Source organism: Pseudomonas sp. CCNWLW23 (genome assembly GCF_037095675.1).
Taxonomy (GTDB): domain Bacteria; phylum Pseudomonadota; class Gammaproteobacteria; order Pseudomonadales; family Pseudomonadaceae; genus Aquipseudomonas; species Aquipseudomonas atacamensis.
Genome location: NZ_JBAWKM010000006.1, coordinates 142206 through 159241 on the forward strand (window position 1 = coordinate 142206; position 17036 = coordinate 159241).

Annotated in this window: 14 protein-coding genes; 8 read left to right on the forward strand and 6 right to left on the reverse strand. The window is 59.4% G+C overall.

What is annotated here, in order from left to right; translation table 11 throughout:
* Positions 1-49 precede the first annotated feature (49 nt).
* Complete coding sequence (locus V8J63_RS10795; RefSeq protein WP_130887309.1) at positions 50-523, forward strand: LEA type 2 family protein; 474 nt, start codon at positions 50-52, stop codon at positions 521-523.
* A gap of 137 nt (positions 524-660) precedes the next feature.
* On the opposite strand, the gene V8J63_RS10800 is transcribed toward V8J63_RS10795, so the two are convergent.
* A complete protein-coding gene (locus V8J63_RS10800) occupies positions 661-1584 on the reverse strand; it encodes a carbon-nitrogen hydrolase family protein (RefSeq protein ID WP_336464020.1) in 924 nt (307 codons plus the stop codon).
* Positions 1585-1668: 84 nt separating this feature from the next.
* Between V8J63_RS10800 and V8J63_RS10805 the strand changes: the two genes are divergently transcribed.
* Positions 1669-2583, forward strand: coding sequence for a LysR family transcriptional regulator (locus V8J63_RS10805; RefSeq protein WP_336464021.1), 915 nt, complete (start codon positions 1669-1671; stop codon positions 2581-2583).
* 6 nt (positions 2584-2589) lie between these two features.
* On the opposite strand, the gene V8J63_RS10810 is transcribed toward V8J63_RS10805, so the two are convergent.
* Positions 2590-2844 carry a hypothetical protein gene (locus V8J63_RS10810; protein ID WP_003224595.1) on the reverse strand — a complete coding sequence of 85 codons (255 nt, stop codon included), beginning with the start codon at positions 2842-2844 and terminating at the stop codon, positions 2590-2592.
* Positions 2845-2998: 154 nt separating this feature from the next.
* Between V8J63_RS10810 and V8J63_RS10815 the strand changes: the two genes are divergently transcribed.
* Positions 2999-3316, forward strand: a complete 318-nt coding sequence (locus V8J63_RS10815; RefSeq protein ID WP_016774661.1) for a DUF883 family protein — start codon at positions 2999-3001, stop codon at positions 3314-3316.
* Positions 3317-3516: 200 nt separating this feature from the next.
* Here the strand turns inward: V8J63_RS10815 and V8J63_RS10820 are convergent, their stop codons facing one another.
* Entirely contained in the window at positions 3517-4545 is a 1029-nt protein-coding gene (locus V8J63_RS10820) for an Ldh family oxidoreductase (RefSeq protein ID WP_336464022.1), read from the reverse strand.
* A gap of 395 nt (positions 4546-4940) precedes the next feature.
* Between V8J63_RS10820 and V8J63_RS10825 the strand changes: the two genes are divergently transcribed.
* The gene (locus V8J63_RS10825; RefSeq protein WP_336464023.1) at positions 4941-9620 is read left to right on the forward strand and encodes a dermonecrotic toxin domain-containing protein; all 4680 of its coding nucleotides are present in this window, start codon (positions 4941-4943) and stop codon (positions 9618-9620) included.
* Positions 9621-9670: 50 nt separating this feature from the next.
* Here V8J63_RS10825 and V8J63_RS10830 read toward each other — a convergent pair whose 3' ends face one another.
* Positions 9671-9961 (reverse strand): PepSY domain-containing protein, encoded by a 291-nt coding sequence (locus V8J63_RS10830; RefSeq protein ID WP_336464024.1) that lies wholly within the window; start codon positions 9959-9961, stop codon positions 9671-9673.
* Between the two features lie 153 nt (positions 9962-10114).
* Between V8J63_RS10830 and V8J63_RS10835 the strand changes: the two genes are divergently transcribed.
* Positions 10115-11116: a FecR family protein gene (locus V8J63_RS10835; RefSeq protein WP_336464025.1), complete on the forward strand. Its 1002-nt coding sequence runs from the start codon at positions 10115-10117 to the stop codon at positions 11114-11116.
* 52 nt (positions 11117-11168) lie between these two features.
* On the opposite strand, the gene pvdQ is transcribed toward V8J63_RS10835, so the two are convergent.
* Entirely contained in the window at positions 11169-13508 is a 2340-nt protein-coding gene (gene pvdQ / locus V8J63_RS10840; protein ID WP_125926870.1) for a bifunctional acylase PvdQ, read from the reverse strand.
* A 243-nt stretch (positions 13509-13751) separates the two neighbouring features.
* Between pvdQ and V8J63_RS10845 the strand changes: the two genes are divergently transcribed.
* Complete coding sequence (locus tag V8J63_RS10845) at positions 13752-14129, forward strand: fe2+ zn2+ uptake regulation protein (RefSeq protein ID WP_024012892.1); 378 nt, start codon at positions 13752-13754, stop codon at positions 14127-14129.
* A gap of 18 nt (positions 14130-14147) precedes the next feature.
* On the opposite strand, the gene V8J63_RS10850 is transcribed toward V8J63_RS10845, so the two are convergent.
* The gene (locus V8J63_RS10850; protein ID WP_016770563.1) at positions 14148-14336 is read right to left on the reverse strand and encodes a hypothetical protein; all 189 of its coding nucleotides are present in this window, start codon (positions 14334-14336) and stop codon (positions 14148-14150) included.
* Between the two features lie 311 nt (positions 14337-14647).
* Here V8J63_RS10850 and V8J63_RS10855 point away from each other — a divergent pair, with 311 nt between their 5' ends.
* Positions 14648-15895: an MFS transporter gene (locus tag V8J63_RS10855; protein ID WP_336464026.1), complete on the forward strand. Its 1248-nt coding sequence runs from the start codon at positions 14648-14650 to the stop codon at positions 15893-15895.
* A gap of 9 nt (positions 15896-15904) precedes the next feature.
* The gene (locus V8J63_RS10860) at positions 15905-17035 is read left to right on the forward strand and encodes a LuxE/PaaK family acyltransferase (RefSeq protein WP_197892178.1); all 1131 of its coding nucleotides are present in this window, start codon (positions 15905-15907) and stop codon (positions 17033-17035) included.
* Position 17036 lies beyond the last annotated feature (1 nt).

A 17036-nucleotide genomic window follows, 5' to 3' on the forward strand; every position in this document is an offset into this window, starting at 1 on the left:
AAAGGGCTGCACCGGCGACGGTTCAGCCCTTTTTTGTCGAGAGATTTTTATGCGCCGCGTCCACGCCGTCATCCTGTCGCTTGTGCTGTTGTCGCTCAGTGCCTGCGCACTGTTTCCCAATCGCGACCCGGTGAACATCAACGTGGTCGGCCTCGAACCGTTGCCCAGCCAGGAACTGGAAGTGCGCTTCGCGATCAAGTTGCGCGTGCAGAACCCCAATGAAACGGCGATCGATTACAACGGCATCGCCCTGGATCTGGAGGTCAATGGCCATTCGCTGGCGTCCGGTGTGAGCGATCAGAGCGGCTCGATCCCGCGTTTCTCTGAAGCCATTGTCACGGTACCGGTCAGCGTCTCGGCGTTCTCGTTCCTGCGCCAGACCTTGGGCCTGAGCCAGACGCAAAGCCTCGACAACCTGCCCTACGTGCTGCGCGGCAAACTGGCGGGCGGGTTGTTCGGCACGATGCGCTTTACCGACAGCGGCAAGTTGAGCTTGCCTAAAGCGAGTGCGGCGACGTGGTAAAAAGTTTTCTGATCGGGCACCGATCCCTGTGGGAGCTGGCTTGCCAGCGATAGCGGTGCATCTGCCAAAAAGATGTCGACTGACATGGCCCCATCGCTGGCAAGCCAGCTCCCACAGGTTCTTTGCAAGCTTCAATGTCAGGTATTGAACCGCACCCCCGGCTTCGCCCGCTCATCAACGGTCAACTCGAACACATCCGGCCGCGCATAGTGGCCGACCACATCGTAGTCATACCGCGCGCGGATCAGTTCATCGGTGTCGATCTGCGCCGTCAGCAAACCCGCTTCCCCACGCAACGGTCCAGCCAGCACATCGCCCATCGGCCCGACGATCACGCTCCCGCCGGCAATCAAAGGTCGATCCCCGGGCCAATTGGCAATCTCCACACCCAACGCATTCGGCGAGGCCTGTACCTGACAGGCGCTGACCACGAAGCAGCGGCCTTCATGGGCGATGTGGCGCATGCTGACCTGCCACATCTCGCGCTCGTCAACGGTCGGCGCGCACCAGACCTCCACGCCCTTGGCATACATCGCCGTGCGCAGCAGCGGCATCATGTTTTCCCAGCACACCACCGCGCCAAGCTTGCCGACCTGGGTGTCGAACACTGGCAGCGTCGAGCCGTCACCCTTGCCCCAGATCAGTCGCTCGGTGCCGGTGGGCATGAGCTTGCGGTGTTTGCCGAGCAGCCCGGCCTGCGGATCGAAATACAGCACCGTGCAATACAACGTGCTGCCGGCGCGCTCGATCACGCCGATCACCAGATTGGCCCCGGTGCGCGCTGACAATCCGGCCAGCACGTCGGTTTCGACGCCAGGCACATCAATGGCGTTGGCAAAATAACGCGCAAAGGCCTCACGCCCCTCAGGCAGTCGATAACCCAACTGGGTGCCGAAACCCTCGCCTTTCGGATAACCACCGAGCAAGGCTTCCGGCATCACCACCAACGCAGCACCGGAGTCGCGGATTGCGTCTTCCCAGCTGAGAATCTGGTCGAGGGTTTCGCCTTTGCCCCCGGGCAAGGCACCGATCTGCAACGCCGCAACTATGGATTTGGCCATCGTGTTTACTCCATCAGGTTCAGGTGTTGCCGATTCTCCAGCCTCACGCGATCATGAATAAAGCCCTGCCCACTGCTGAATGATATGAGCCAAATGAATATCGCCGACATCGACCTGAACCTGCTGAAAGTCTTCGAAGCGCTGCACGAGGAATCCAGTGCCAGCCGCGCCGCCCTGCGCTTGGGCGTAACACAGTCAGCGGTCAGCGCGGCATTGCGTCGCTTACGTGAGGTGTATGGCGATCAGTTGTTCGTGCGCACCGGGCGCGGTCTGGCGCCGACGCTGCAAGCCAATCAGTTGAAACCGGTGATCAGCGATGCCCTGAACAAATGCCGGCAAAGTCTGGCCATGCTTGATCCAGCGGCCAATCAGTACGAGGGGCGCTCGGTGGCGATCGGTCTGTCAGATGATTTTGAAATTGCCTACGGGCGCCGCCTGATCGAGGAAATCGCCCGTCGTGCGCCGAAGCTGCGGCTGATATTTCGCCAGACCCACAGCCAGATCGTCGCCCGCGCGCTGATGGAGCGCAGCATCGACCTGGCGATCACTGCCGGAGGATTTGCCGAGCGCCTGCTCAGCCGTCAGGTGTTGGGGGAAGGCGACTATGCGTGTCTGGTCGACCCGGCCAGTCTCGCGCCAGGCCAACAGCAGATCGCGTTGCAGGAGTTCGTTGAACGCGAGCACATTCTGGTGTCGTCGGGCGGCTTTATCGGCATTACCGATGAAGGATTGGCGGCAGTGGGTTTGAGCCGCCGAGTCTGCGCGTCGACCACGCATTTTGCTGCACTGCCCTTTTTGCTCAAGGGCAGTCAGGCAGTGGCGACGATCCCGGCCCATGCCGCCGCAAGTATCGCGGCGCTGAGCGGGCTGGCGCTGCTGCCCTGCCCTCTGGCTTTACCGCGCTATCCGGTGGAACTGGGCTGGCGCACCAGCACGCAGATCGATCCGGTGCTGGTCAAGGTTCGCGAGGCAATTGCCGCCACGTTCAGCCAGGGGTGAAACAGATTATTTGTTCGCCGCCATCAGGCGATTGACTTCACTGCGCACCATGTTGGCGAACTCCGGCGGCGACATGCCATCCAGCTCGGCGCGGACCCACTCGGCCCATTTGCCCTTGCGCTTGGAGCGCTCCCCAAACAGGCGCGCGGCTTCGCCTTTGGCTTTGCCCAGATTGTTCTGCCAGAGTTCGAACAGACGGGATTTCTCGTCTTCCAGCGCTGCGCGCTCTGCGAGGGATTTGTCGGCCAGATTGAAACTCATGGGGATTTATCCTGCTGCGTAAAATGGCGACATCTTACACGCTCGACACAAATCTCCGGTGCAGGTTTTTCCCTTGTCCGCGAATGACATGCAACTTTTCGCCTGCCGCTACACTCCATTGGTCACTGTCCATTCACCTGCAAGGAGTCACCCAATGGCCCGTAAAACCGCCTCGCAAGCTGCCGAAGAGCAAATCAAGGATCAAGCTTTCAGCGAGCTTCAGGCTCTGATCGAAGAATCGGACAAACTGCTCAAGAGCAGCGCTTCACTGGTAGGCGAAGAAGCAGAAACGCTGCGCGCACAAATCGCCCAGAAGCTGCAGCTGGCACTGGATTCGGTGTCCAGCGTGCGCGACCGCACCAAACCCGCCGTTGAAGCCACGGAAAATTACATCGGTGGCCACCCATGGCAAACCGTAGCGATCTCCGCCGGTTTCGGCCTGGTGGTGGGCCTGCTGCTCGGCCGTCGCTGAGTCAGGCGCATAGAAAAAGGCGAACCTCAGGGTTCGCTTTTTTATGCCCACCGCTTTGCTTTTCCATTACTGAACTCACCTCGGTATCCCAAATCGGCGTACCTCGCCCAAACCACGCGGTCAGTCCCCTCTCCCCCCGGGAGAGGGCTAGGGTGAGGGGCTTTTGACCTTGTCACTGCAATGTCAGAACAACAAAAGACTCACTCCCCCGCCAACTCCCGCAACTGCCCCAGCGTCTGTTCATCCAGCGTGATGCCCTGCGCTAATGAGCGGGCACGCTGCAAATGCCGCCGATCCCCCGGCAATCGTTTGAGCCCGACTCCGTGCATCTGCCGCACCAGTTCCTCGCTGCGTTGGGCAAAGCTCTGCCCTGCCGCTTTGCTCGGGTCGATGACGATCAACAGCTGGCCGGTCCATGGTGTCTTCGCGCCCGGATGGTTGGACCAGTCGAACTCGAATGAGAAATTGCCGCCGGTCAATGCCGCTGCCAGCAACTCGACCATCATCGACAGCGCCGAGCCTTTGTGCCCGCCGAACGGCAACAACGCGCCGCCTTCAAGAATCGCCTTGGGGTCCTGGGTCGGTTGGCCGAGGCTGTCGACCCCCATGCCGACCGGGAGTTTTTCGCCCTTGCGCGCGGCGATCTGCACATCGCCATGGGCAATGGCGCTGGTGGCAAGGTCGAACACAATCGGCGCAGCGTTGGCCCTTGGTGCGGCGAAGGCAATCGGATTGGTGCCGAACAATGGCCGATCAGCGCCATGGGGCACCACGCAGGTCATGCTATTGACCACGCTCAGCGCGACCAGACCTTCGTCGGCGAAGGGCTCGACATCCGGCCACAAAGCAGCGAAATGATGCGAGTTGCGAATCGCCAGCACCGCGATCCCGGCATGACGCGCCTTCTCGATCAGCAGTGGTCGGGCCGCTGCCAACGCTGGCTGGGCAAAACCGTTGCCGGCGTCAACCCGGACAAACCCCGGCGCGACGTCTTCAACCTGGGGCACCGCATGGCCATTGACCCAACCACTTTTCAGCGTCGAGACATAACCGGGGATGCGAAACACGCCATGACTGTGGGCGCCGTCGCGTTCGGCGTTGGCGCAGTTGGCGGCCAGCACCCGGGCGACGTCGCTGGAAGTGCCGTGGCGCAGAAAAATCGTTTCAAGCAGTTGCGTCAGTGCCTCGAGGGACACTGTGGACGAGCCAGGATCGTGTAGCGCAGACATCTGAAGCTCCAGAATGATTATTGGAGGGAACAACAGCGTACGGTCGAATTTGCCCACCGATTAACCGCGCCCGAGCTGCCAGCTGTCAACCCTTCGATTGATCGGCATCCGCTGGCGCGCCCAGATGCACATTTCACGGTCAGCGTGTGCGGTAACTATCTACCGCAAGTGCTCCAGTCTGCGCATCTACTGTTGAGTTCCAGCCCGATGGCGCCCCGTTCAGAGTTGCAATGATGTCCACCCCGACTGCCCCGCTGTTGTTTCCAGTGATATTCGATTCACCCGGCCTGCATGCTGCCCTGGGTCCGGCACACGGTCTCAACAGTAAAGACTTCGACTGGCTTGCCCATGCGCAACTGGCGACGCAATCGCTGCGCAACAAGCAGACCCCGCCGATGCTGGCCGAACGCATCCTGCTCAACGCCGACAAGCAACAGGCCGTGCCGCTGGCGGGCAGCTTCATGCTCAGCGCAGGGCCGGATGACAACGGCGTGTTTCTCTATACGCCCTACGATGGCCTGAAAAAATTCGCTGACCGCCAAGCACTGACGGACGCCCTGCAGACACGCCTCGACAATGCCGGGGAAGCTGATGATCTGCTGGCTTTCCTCTCGGTTTCGCTGCGCAAGGAACTGGTGGAAAAACGCGGGATTACCCTGACCTGCGAAACCATCGAAGGCGATGTGTTCGAGGACCAGCAAGCGGCTATCGGCGAATCTCTGGACCGGTGCGCCCGTGACCTGCTGGACGAGCTCAAACGCCTGCCATCCCTTGCAACGTTGCTGGAAAAGATTCTCGACGAACTGCTCGAAGCGCATTTTGCTGCGTTGCAACAGTCGCTTACCCGGGTCGGTTTCTATTCGACGACCTCCTCTGCGGACAAACAGTGGGTCGACTCGCTGTCGCTCAGTGAGGCGCTGCTGCTGCACTTTCATCGCCAGGGCTGGCCGCACGGTCAGACCGTGGAATTTACCCATCCCGCTCGTTCGGTAAGCGAAGACGATCAGTCTGCCTGGACCCATGCGATCGAGTGCGCATCGGGAAAATTGACCATGCTGTTGTTTCGGCAGCTTGAGATCTACTGGAATGGAGCCTCATTCGAGGGCTCGCCCAGACGTACCCTCTTCAGCCAGACGCTACAGGATCAAGCGCGAGCGGATCTGATGATCAAGCGCGAAACGCAGATCCTCACTGCCAGCGAATTCGACGCCCTTCACTGTCTGGTCCGTGAGCCAAGCGTTGCAGTGCGGCGGCCAACGTTCGAAACCGTGTGCCTGAGCGAAGAGACAGCCTGTGTCGAGCTGGCCGGTTCGCTGATGATCAATCATGACAAGGCTTATCTCTATACGCCCAGCCAGGGCCTGCAGGTACTCACCGACTACGCCGACCTCAAACAGACACTGACCGCCAAACTGCGAGCTGTCGGGCACGAAGATGAGCTGTACGGGCTGATGAACCTGCAAGAGCGCAATCGCTACCTTGGCTTCACTAACGCACAGGTATCCGGGGAAAACATTGGCGGTGAGATCATGACGACGCTGTTCGAGACCATCATCACCAAACAACGCCAGAACATTGAATTCGTGTTGCAGCGCTTTCGTCAGAGCAAACGCACCACCGATATCCATGCACTCTTTGATAAGGCATTGGATATCCGTTCGATGATTCATGAACGATTGCTCAAGCTCGATCTCAATCAGCGCTGGAGTACCCGTCCGTTATTCACCAGCACTCCGCCATCGTCACTCGTGCAAGCGGACAAGGCTGCGCAACAGGCGACGAGTCTGGGACGGACGCTGGATAATCTGACCAGCCACTTCAAAGACCAGCCGACCGCGCACAGCGCCGAACAGCGCGTCTTTTTGGAAGGCATTCTGTGGAAGCTGGCGCAGGCGTTCGAAGATGGCCTGCGCGGTGAGGCGTACCTGCGCAGTCTCAGCGGGTCATGGCTGGAGGCGGAGCGAAAGATCGTCGACACCGTGTTCGATGCCACGCATCCGACACGCAGGGAGCGCCAGTCACTCAATGGTTTTCGCCCCGATGCCTGGTCGCTCACCCTCACCTGTGCCGAGTTCAAAGGTGCATTGCCGCTCGCTCACTGCGTGCTTCTGACCGAGCGCGGCGGCATGGATGACCAGCATTCCGGACGCGCCATCCTGTGGACACCGGCCACTGGGCTGGAACAGTTTGAAAATATCGCCGTCGCGCAGAAGCAATTGCAACAACGCCTGGATGACAACAACCAGAGTCACACGCTGCTGGAAAATCTGCCAAGAGCTCAACGTCGACTGGACCTGCAATACACCCTGGGCAGTTTTCAACTGATTGAAGACCGGGTTTCCAGTAATCGCATGCAATCGGGCATTGAACACTTCCTGGCCGATTCAGAAGAGCTGCGCGTGTGTATCAAGGCCCAGGACACGTTGCAGACTTACCTTGAGCAAATGAAAAGCGCGGTGATCGATACCAATCTGCGCCGCGCCGTTGACCTTGCCCGAACCCTTGCCAGTCATCTGGATTATCCCGACTGGTTGCGCATGGCCTCGGCGACCGAGCAGCGCACGCAACTGGCGTTGCTGGATGAACTGCGCCGCGCGTTCATCGACGGCAAGGATTTCCTCGATGAGGCCCCGGCGCTGGCCACTCATATCGAGCAGACCCTCAAGACACTGCTCGACGCGCGATTTCCAGGCAACGGCCTCAAGCCACAGGACATCCGGATCACCCCCAACCTGACACTGGCCGGCCCGGCCTGTGACTTGCTGGAGTTTGCCTTGCATCACTACAACGTCGTGCAGGACAGCGGTTTCAAAGTGGCATCGACAACCGCGACGGCACTACCGAAGGATTTTGGCCAGTCCGCCGTACGGCAACTGCTGCAATCTCTCGACGTTGCCACTACCTACACCGCGAAAGTGACCGAAGCGCTGACAGCTGATAGCGCGTCAGTACGCCTCAGCAAAGAACGGTTCTTGCGCCAGCTGCCCTGGCAATTGATGCAGCACGCCCACTCGATGAAGTTGCAACAGCAACTCTCCGATACCGGCTACGACTATATCTGCCAGGTCCTCGATATGCCGGACGGGATAGCGCGGGCGATGGTCGACGGTGCTCACGCCATCGCTTGTCCGCTATCGTTGATCAAGACTTCAGGCGCTGATTGCGTAGACGCGCTCGGACTGTATGTCTTCGGTCCGGGCGCAGGGCAAACAGGTCCCCGGGTCCTTTATGCGCCTTACTCAAGATGGATATTTCGCGAGTTCGAGAACGAAGCGCAGTTGATCGAAGCACTCAATACCCCCGGCCACTTTCAGGACTTGCTCATCCGGCGTCTGCCTGACGCGCAGCAGGCCGTATTCAAGAGCCTGTTGAAAACAACGATCGGCAAAAACAGTGAAATCACCCTTCATGACTCCCCCATAAAGGGCAACGTGCTCGAGCGGTTGCACAAAGACACCCTGAGTCTTCTGCCACAAATGCTGCGCAGCCAACCACAGATCAACGCCCAGGCAGATTGGGAAGCAGTGAAGTTTCTGTTCAGCCACGGCGTCCGCCTGGTGCCGCACGTGTTGCCGGGCAAACTCGCCTGCGGATTTTTCCTTTGGCGCAGCTATCAGGATTTCAAGGCCTCCGCTGAAGGCCTGCAGGATCACCACTGGGCGAACGCCCTGAAAAGCTTCATTGCAGGGGCGATTACCCTCTTCAGCCTGGGACGTCTGTCGTGGGAAAGCGAGGCAGAAACGGTCAGTACCGAATTCGCCGCAGAAGCGCACGCACCTGAGGGTACAGCCACGACGGTGCAAGCAGCCTCTCGCTGGGCAAAAGTGTCACCGGTAACGCCCGCCCGCGTGGATCTGCAGCCCTTCGAAAGCAGCACGGCGCTGGAAAGCCTCAAGCTCGATGCCAATAAGCTGGTCTATGGAGATTCGTCGACGACGCAGAAATACGCCGCTATTGCCGGCAAGGTGTATCCGACGGTCCAGGTCGAAAAGACCTGGTATTTGCGCAAAAAAGACGGCAACCAGGGGCCGGCACTCGAGGAGAAAAATTCCCGTCTGGTCGTCGCAAGCACCAGCCAGCAGGTGTATCGCTGCCGGTCAAAAAAACGTGACCCTGTGCAACACGAAGTCGAGGAAAACCGTTCCATAGAAATGTATATCCAGGCCAGAGGCATGGCCCAGATCAACCGTCGCTATCCGGCCAGGGCGTTCGTGATACAGCAAGCGGTAAATCGTGCAAGAGAATACGCAGTCAATTGTCTGCATAACTACGTTACGCAGCGCGACAACCTTACCGGCACGCGGTTAGAGACAGTTTTAAAGGAGTTCTTCGAGGTGTCGGTAATAACGCCTACGCTGCTCAGGAAATTCGAGAAGGTGATTATTCCTGTTTGCCGAGAACTGACGAACCCGAAAGACGATCTGCTCTACACCGAACGCTTTTTTACTGGTCTGAACGGACCTGGCAGCGGCAATACCGTGGCATTCGTTTTCAAACAGGATAAGAGAAAAATCATTCATCTCACTGAGCTGTTTTTCAACCCGGGACTGGATAAATACACTGCGCATTTGCCCCCTCGGTTCAATGTTGATTCCCATGCCCGCGCTGTAACGCTGATCCATGAGCTCTCGCATCTGGTTTGCGACAGCGACGATCTTGTCGCCGTGCAGGCCATGGCGCCTTATCTGGACCTCATCGATACGAGGACGCCCTCGGGCAAACATGCCAAGGAATCTATTGAACGTCATCGCAGCTTATTGTCGCGCTACGGCAAGCATTTGTTTGCGGTGAAGACCGGCAAACAGGTCTGGACCGACCTGGACAAAGTACCCGCGCATGCCGGCAATTACCAAAAAATCCTCAGCCTTACCAACACCACAAACCTTGCAGATGCACGCCTGGCGTTTTGCCGCCCTGATTCTGCAGATGCAAGGATTGACGTCATGCTCGCCAACGCCGATTCGATCGCGTTGCTCATCAGTGAACTGGGCCGCCAGCTCGACCCGCTTCCCGCCCCTCTATCGTCAGCGGCGGCGGGGTCGGATCAGGCAGGAGCCTCGCAAGCGCTGCCGTGAAGACAAAAAAATGCGCTGACGTCGCGCCAGCGCATTGCTCAACACAAGAATCAGTGAGTGCTTAAGGTGGGTTGGTCCTTCTGGTCCCGCAGCACATTGCCGGAAGCGCCATCAATGCGGAATTCGTAAACAGTGCCATCGGCCTTGCGCCCTTCGCCTTCCCAGTAGCCGTCATTGTCGGCGCCGATCTCATAGACCTCGACATAGCCGGCCTTGGTCTTGGCGACCTCGATGGCTTTTTCGATAGTGATCCAGCCTGCGCCGGGCTTGTCCGCCAAGGCGGCACCGGCGCTGAGCAGACCGGCAGTGGCGATCAGGGCTGCGAATGTCTTTTTGATCATTTTTTCACTCCATTTATGGATAGTAGGCAGTTGCTTCCTGTTTTTTTGGGCGCCACAGGGAAAAATAAGTTCCACGTTGATGGGTAAATGCCATGACGGATGTTCTCGGCAGCCTGCCGGCGAGGTTAGAATGAGCGAAATCAGGACGAGTCAATGACCCAAGACACTCTCTCGGAAGCCGAATACGATGCGATCACCGATGCCGCCGCGCACTGGTGCATGCGTTTGCACGCCGCTGACTGCACGGACGAGGAGCGTCGCGCATTTGAAGCCTGGCACGAAGCCCATCCGCTGCACGCCTTTGAATACGAAGCCATGCAGGAAATCTGGGAAGTCGCCGGAGATCTGCCTCGAACCGAACCCGAGGCGCTCGCGGCGCAGCGCAAACCCTTGCGTTCGTGGCGCAAGTTCGCGGTCATCGCCGGCGCCTGCGCTGTCGGCTTGCCGCTTGCGGCCTACAGCGGCTGGAATCTGGGCTGGGTGCCCAACGGTTATCAGCATTACGCCGCCACCGACAGTGTGCGTCAGATCACCCTGAGTGACGGCAGCCAGCTGGAACTCAACCTGAACACTGACCTGATCTTCAGCAATTACAAACATGAACGTCGCGTCACCCTGAACAAGGGCGAGGCGTTTTTCAATGTCAGCCATGACGCGTCTCATCCGTTTGTGGTGCGCGCCGGCGACGGCAAGATCCGCGTGACCGGTACCCGATTCAATGTGTGGATGTATGAAGATCAGGTTCGGGTCAATCTGGTCGAGGGTTCGGTGTTGGTCAGCAGCAATCGCGATCTGCCGGGCGACGGCCTGCGTCTGAGTCCATCGATGCAGGCACGCTACCGACATGGCGATTACGCACCGCAAATCAGCCAGACCTACCCCGGCGATACCTCGCTGGCGTGGCGCAGCGGCCGACTGATACTGGACAACCTTGCGCTGCACGACGCCCTGCCTTTGATCAACCGTTACCTGGACAAGCCGTTGATGCTGGCCGACACCAGTACCGGCGCGATCCGCGTGGGCGGTGTCTACAACATCAAAGAAATGAACAACCTCGCCAACAGCCTGCCGAAAGTGCTGCCGGTCTACCTGACCCGCAACAAGGAAGGCAACCCGGTAATCAATTCGATGCCGCAACGCCCACCGAAAAGCTGAAGGCCGCGTCCCTTGCGGGAGGCGGCCTTCGTTTGTTTCAGGCGACGACTGTTTACTGCGCTGCCACTTTTCCTGCTTGATCATGCTTGATCGTCTGCACCTGATATTGCGGATCCGCCTTGATCTGCTGCTCAGTGAATGGCAGGACACTCCACTGTTTCTTCGAAAACGCCTCGGTCTGATCGCGTGAATATTTCGACGCCGGATCACTGGATAACGAGAACGCCAGCAGCCCTTGGGCGTGCGGGCCTTTTTCGTCGAAGCTCACCACTTGCAGATAGCTGGTGCCGCTGACCACCTCAAGTTTGCCGTCATCACGGGGCACGCTCTGCATTGCATTGTAGATGCCCAACGTACCTGGCCCGCCATGAATCGGCGTTTGCCGCCCGCCACTGCTGACCACCTGGATATCACCCCAGCGCATGTCCGGCTTCAGGCCCATTTTGCCGGCCAGCTCGACCGACGCCAGCATCGCTTCACGCAGCGCCTTGGCCACGGCCGGTTGTTCGAGCGCCAGGCCGTGCGGAGTGTGTTGCGCATCGGCCGGATTGAATGCAACACGCCAGATTTCCGGTGATTCAAGCAGCGCCTGCATGATGTTCTGGAAGTGCACCAGACCGATCCCGGAATCCAGACTGGCACGACCATCCCAGGCTTTGAGGCTGGCGCAGACCGGCTTCAGCGTGGCCGCATCGCTGCCCAGATCGGCGCCGCAGAACTTCAGCAGATCGGGCATGACCTGCGCGGCCAGATAGACCTGATCGTCCATGACCATGTGCTGCAGATCCTTGACCGCCAACGGGCCTTTTTTGCTCAGCTCAGCCAAACGATCAAGCGCAAATCGCGAGCGCAGGCCCAGCGGTTGTCCGTCCTGACTGATCAGCGGTGAATAGCCAGTGAGCGGTTGCGCCGGGTTGGCCAGCCACGCTGAATCGTTGGAGTGCTGAACGAAATCCTTGCGCAGCAATTGCGGCAACTGGCTGGACGCAAAAATGCCCGGCTGCGCCGCTTGCGGATCGACATCCCAGGCACAGCCGCTGTTGGCACCGTCCAGGACAATCATGCGCAGACCGAGGCGTGGATCGCTGCACTTGGCCAGCTTTTCCGCGCTGACATTCGGCACCACCGACAGGTTCATGTACAGCGTCTGGCCCTTGTCATCCACCGCCAGAGTGTTGACCCACGGAATGCCCTGGGTCGTGTGCACCGCGTCTTGCAGATCCTTGAGACTGCCGGCCCGGTTCATCGCATACCACTGTTCGAGCACGCGATCGTTGTCGAGGTTGGCATCGCGCAAGCTGTAGGCATATTGCTTGTCCCAGTCGAGCTTGCCCGGCCATTGCACGATCGGGCCGAACTGCGAACTGTAGATATCGCGCTTCACCGGCACGACCTGGCCATCAGCCTGCTTGACCTGCACGGTAACCGTCTGTTTGTTCAGCGGCAGCGACTTGCCATCGAGCAAATACCGAGTCGGATCCTTTGGATCGAGTTGCAGGCGATACAAGGTGAAGTGCTTCGACGAGTCGACAGTGTGGGTCCACGCCAGATGCTGGTTGAAACCGATGTTGATCATCGGCAGACCCGGCAAAGCCGCGCCCATCACATCGAGCTTGCCGGGGATGGTCAGGTGCATCTGATAGAAACGCATGCCGCCGACCCATGGGAAATGCGGGTTGGCCAGCAACATGCCACGGCCGTTGAACGAACGCTCGCTGCCGACTGCCACGGCATTGCTGCCGCGATCCAGGGCGAAACGTTGCTGACGGGCGTCGGCCAACTGGAACGCCTCGGTGTCGTGCTTGACCTGCGCCGTCGCTTGCGGCGGTGTCGCGCCAGCAAGGGCTTCGGCGAACTGGCCCACCCCGCCTTCCACCAACAGGCGCCGCGTCAGTTTGACCAGATCCTCGGCACTGATATCGCGTACCCACTCGCCCTGGCATTGCTGCGGCAATCCCTGCTGGCGCCGTTCGGCCAGATAGCGGTTGTATCCGGCGGCATAACCCTCGACCAGGTCGCGGACCTGCGTCGGTTGCGCCTGCCAGAAGGTTTCGACCGCTTCTGGAGTATTGAGCCAGGTGAAGAACACATCACTGACGCGGTTTTCCCGTTGTTCGACAGTGAACTGCTCCGGGCCGAAGTAGCGTGAGCGCTCGCCGTTGACCGTCACAATCTCGTTGGCCAGCAAACAAAGGTTGTCCTGGGCATAGGCGTAACCGATGCCGAAGCCCAGCCCGCGTTCGTTCTCGGCGCGAATGTGCGGCACGCCGAAACTGGTGCGGCGAATATCGGCGCTGGTTTGTGCAGCCGGGCTCAGTGCATGGGCCGACAGGCTCAGTCCGAACAAGGTGCTGGCGAGGGCCAGCCCGGTGAGTTGCCTGGAAATAATCACGCTTGCTCCTGATCGAAAGGTCGATTGCCCCTGCGTCCACGCGCAATGAGCCTGTCGAAGAAACGAAGCTGAGGAAAAAAATTTAGCGGGCAATCTTTCGGCACGAGGCCGGCATCACAAGGCCGGGACGAATTTGCGACGAAATTTCTACATCTTTTCTTTCATGATTTGTCGTGCTGAAACGTCTTGTTTAGAGAGCGCAACAAAACCTTTCCCGATCTGGCTCTGAAAAGGAGTAATCGCATGTACAACTCGCAACTACCAACGGACGGTAGCCAGACGCCACAGGGCGTTTCCATGGGTTCGCACACCGGCAATTTCACCCAGCGCGGCGAGCGTCCGGGCAACGAGCGTATTCGCGTGCTACTGAAGAGTTTCGGCCTGCGCACCAGCCTGATTCGCCTGAAAGTCATCGACGCCCTGCTGGTGGCGGCACAGAGCAATCGTCGCCTGGGCGTCCGTGGCGTGCATAGCCAGTTGCTCGATCTGGACGTGCCGTTGTCGTTTCTCAGCGTGCGCGAAGTGCTGAAACGCTTGTGCGCCGAAGGCGTGATCACCTTCAACGCCGACAAGAGTTACAGCCTGCACCCGCAGGCTGCAGCGGTCCTCAACCACGAATGAGGCACCGGGTGCTCGCCGTTACGGCTTGACCTTGCGGCGCATCACGCCATTGATCACCACCACAACCACGGCCACGCCGATCGCGACGTACTGGAAAGTTTTCTCGGTGATCATGCCGGCGTTTTGCAGCCAGGACAGGCCCAGCATGATCGCCAGTACCGACAGGGCGATCAGAATCGAATAAATCAAGCGTTGCTTCTGGGTCATTGCGGTTTCCTGAAACGTTGGAATGTATGCGTTTGCAAGCCATACGCTTGCCGAATTACGGGGACGTGCCGGGGCAAACGGGCGCTCATGTTACCGCCCCTGAAGACTTTTGGCTGCAAGGTCAGCCGACCTTGAGGCATGGCCCGCCCTCCCTGCTCTGGCGCAAACAAGTAAACAGCTTCGGCGCCGCGCCAATCCTTTAAACATGCCGTAAGTTTTTGAAATCTGCTGACGCAGCAAACGGCTAGGTCGGCTGTGCGTCTGCACCTAGGCTCTGCGAACTTCCTACCACTCATAAAACAGGGATGTTCATGCAGAGAACACTTATCAATATCGGCCCCAGACAGGTTGCCGGTTTCTGTCTGGCGCTGACCGCTTTCGAACTGCTCACTTACATGGCCAGCGACGTGATCATGCCAGCGATGCTGGACGTCACTACCGACCTCGAAGCGGACGCGCGGCATGTTCCCCATGCATTCAATCTTTATCTGTTGGGTGGCGTCTGCCTGCAATGGTTGCTTGGCCCCTTGTCCGACCAATTCGGACGCAGGCCACTGCTGTTGACAGGCTGCGCGCTGTTCGGTGTGTCGTGCGCGGCAGCTTTCAGCACCGACAGCATTGAAGCGTTCAACCTGTTGCGTCTGTTGCAGGGCATGGGGCTGGGATTCGTCGTCGCCGTGAGCTACCCGGCATTGCAGGAGGTTTTTTGCGAAGCCGACGCCGTCAGGCTGATGGCGTTGCTCGGCAATGTTGCGTTGTTATCGCCGTTGCTCGGGCCGCTGCTTGGCATCCTGCTGCTGGAATGGCTGAGCTGGCGGGAAATTTTTCTGCTGCTGGGATGCACAGCAGCGCTGGTATGGCTCGGCCTGTTGCTGTGGATGCCGGAAACCGTGGGCGTCGAGCACCGCGACGGTCATCAAACTCGCCCAGTACCCTTCTCCTGGCGCCTCACTTGTCGGCGCTACGGTGCGCTGTTGGGCAATCCGCGTTTCCTCTGCGCAAGCCTGGCGCTCGGCCTGATGAGTCTGCCGCTGACCGCCTGGATAGGCCTGGCGCCATTGCTGCTGGTACGGGTACTGGAAATGCCGCCGCTGGAATATGGCCTGTGGCAGATACCGGTGTTCTCGGCAGTCATCGCCGGCAATCTGATTCTCGACCGCTTGCTGCAGACTCATTCGCTGACGCAATTGATTCAACTGGCGCTCTGGCCGTTCTGTCTGGGCCTTCTGTTTCTGGCCGCGTGCGCATTGCTCGGCGCGGGGCTTGGTCCGGTGGTGGCGAGTTTGTCGCTGTACGCCGTCGGGCTGGGCATGAGCAATGCGGCGGTGTATCGCCTGGCGCTGTTTTCCAGTGACGACAGCAAAGGTCTGGTGTCGGCGCTGACCGGCATGATTTCGATCGCCGTCATGGGCCTTGGCGGTTCGCTGATTGCGGCCATCGGTGGCGGCAGCCGTCTTGAATACTTCGCTATCTGGGCCGCATTCGGCGGGCTGATGTGCCTGCCCATGGTTTACCGGCTCCTGCAAACCACCACATCTGATGTGGCCTCGCCTCAGTAAGGAACACTGATGACTCACCTACCCTATGCCGACGCGCTGTGCGCGTTGACGCAACCCTATTGCCTGAATTCAGCCGCGCCCGCTCTGTTTGATCGGGCGATGACCGAAATCAGCCGCTTTCACTGCGATCACACCCCGGGTTACGCCCATTGGCTCAACGCCCATGGACTGACGCCGCAGGACCTAGACAATCTCAATGACTGGTCGCGTCTGCCGCCGATCTTTGCCAGTTTCTTCAAGCAACACCTGCTGCTGAGCAGCACCGGCGCAGACGCCCTTGAACTGACTTCGTCGGGCACCAGCGGGCAGAAAAGCCGGATGCGTTACGACGAACGCAGCCTGGCTCGCGCGCAGTTCATGGTTGCGCAGATCTTCCGCCATTACGCCTGGGACACTCCCGATAGTCCGTGCAACTACCTGCTGTTGAGCTACGAACCCGAAGGACGCATCACCTTGGGCACCTCGTTTACCGACCAGTTTCTCTGTCGGTTTGCCCCGGTCAATCGCGTGGTCTACGCCTTGCGTAACACTGGGCGCGGCCATCAGTTCGATGTATTCGGCGTGATCGCCGCCTTGCAGTCTTTCGCTGAAGAAGGCTTGCCGGTACGGATTTTCGGCTTCCCGGCGTTTCTCTGGCAGACCCTGCAACGCATGCAGGCTACCGCTGTGCAGGATGTGCAATTGCCCGCCGGTTCGCTGGCCTTTTTTGGCGGTGGCTGGAAAACCCAGGCTGCGCAGGAAATTCCCAAACAACAGTTTTACGCCCATATCCATCGGCAACTGGGCATCGAACCGGCCCGCTGCCGCGATGGTTACGGTGCTGTCGAGCACGCCGTGCCTTACATCGAATGTGCCCGTCACCGCTTTCATGTGCCGGTGTATTCGCGAGTGCTGATTCGCGATCCGGCGGATTTTTCCCTGCTGCCCTATGGCCAACAAGGCCTGCTCGGCTTCGTCTCGCCTTACATCTCATCGAGCCCGGCCCACGCCGTGGTCATGAGCGACCTTGCCACGCTGCACCCGGGCGCAAGTTGCGGCTGTGGATTGACCAGCGACTGGTTCGAACTGCACGGCCGCGCCGCCACCACAGCGGGCAGAAGCTGCGCAATGGCCGCCGCCGAATTACTGGGAAGTCACTGAT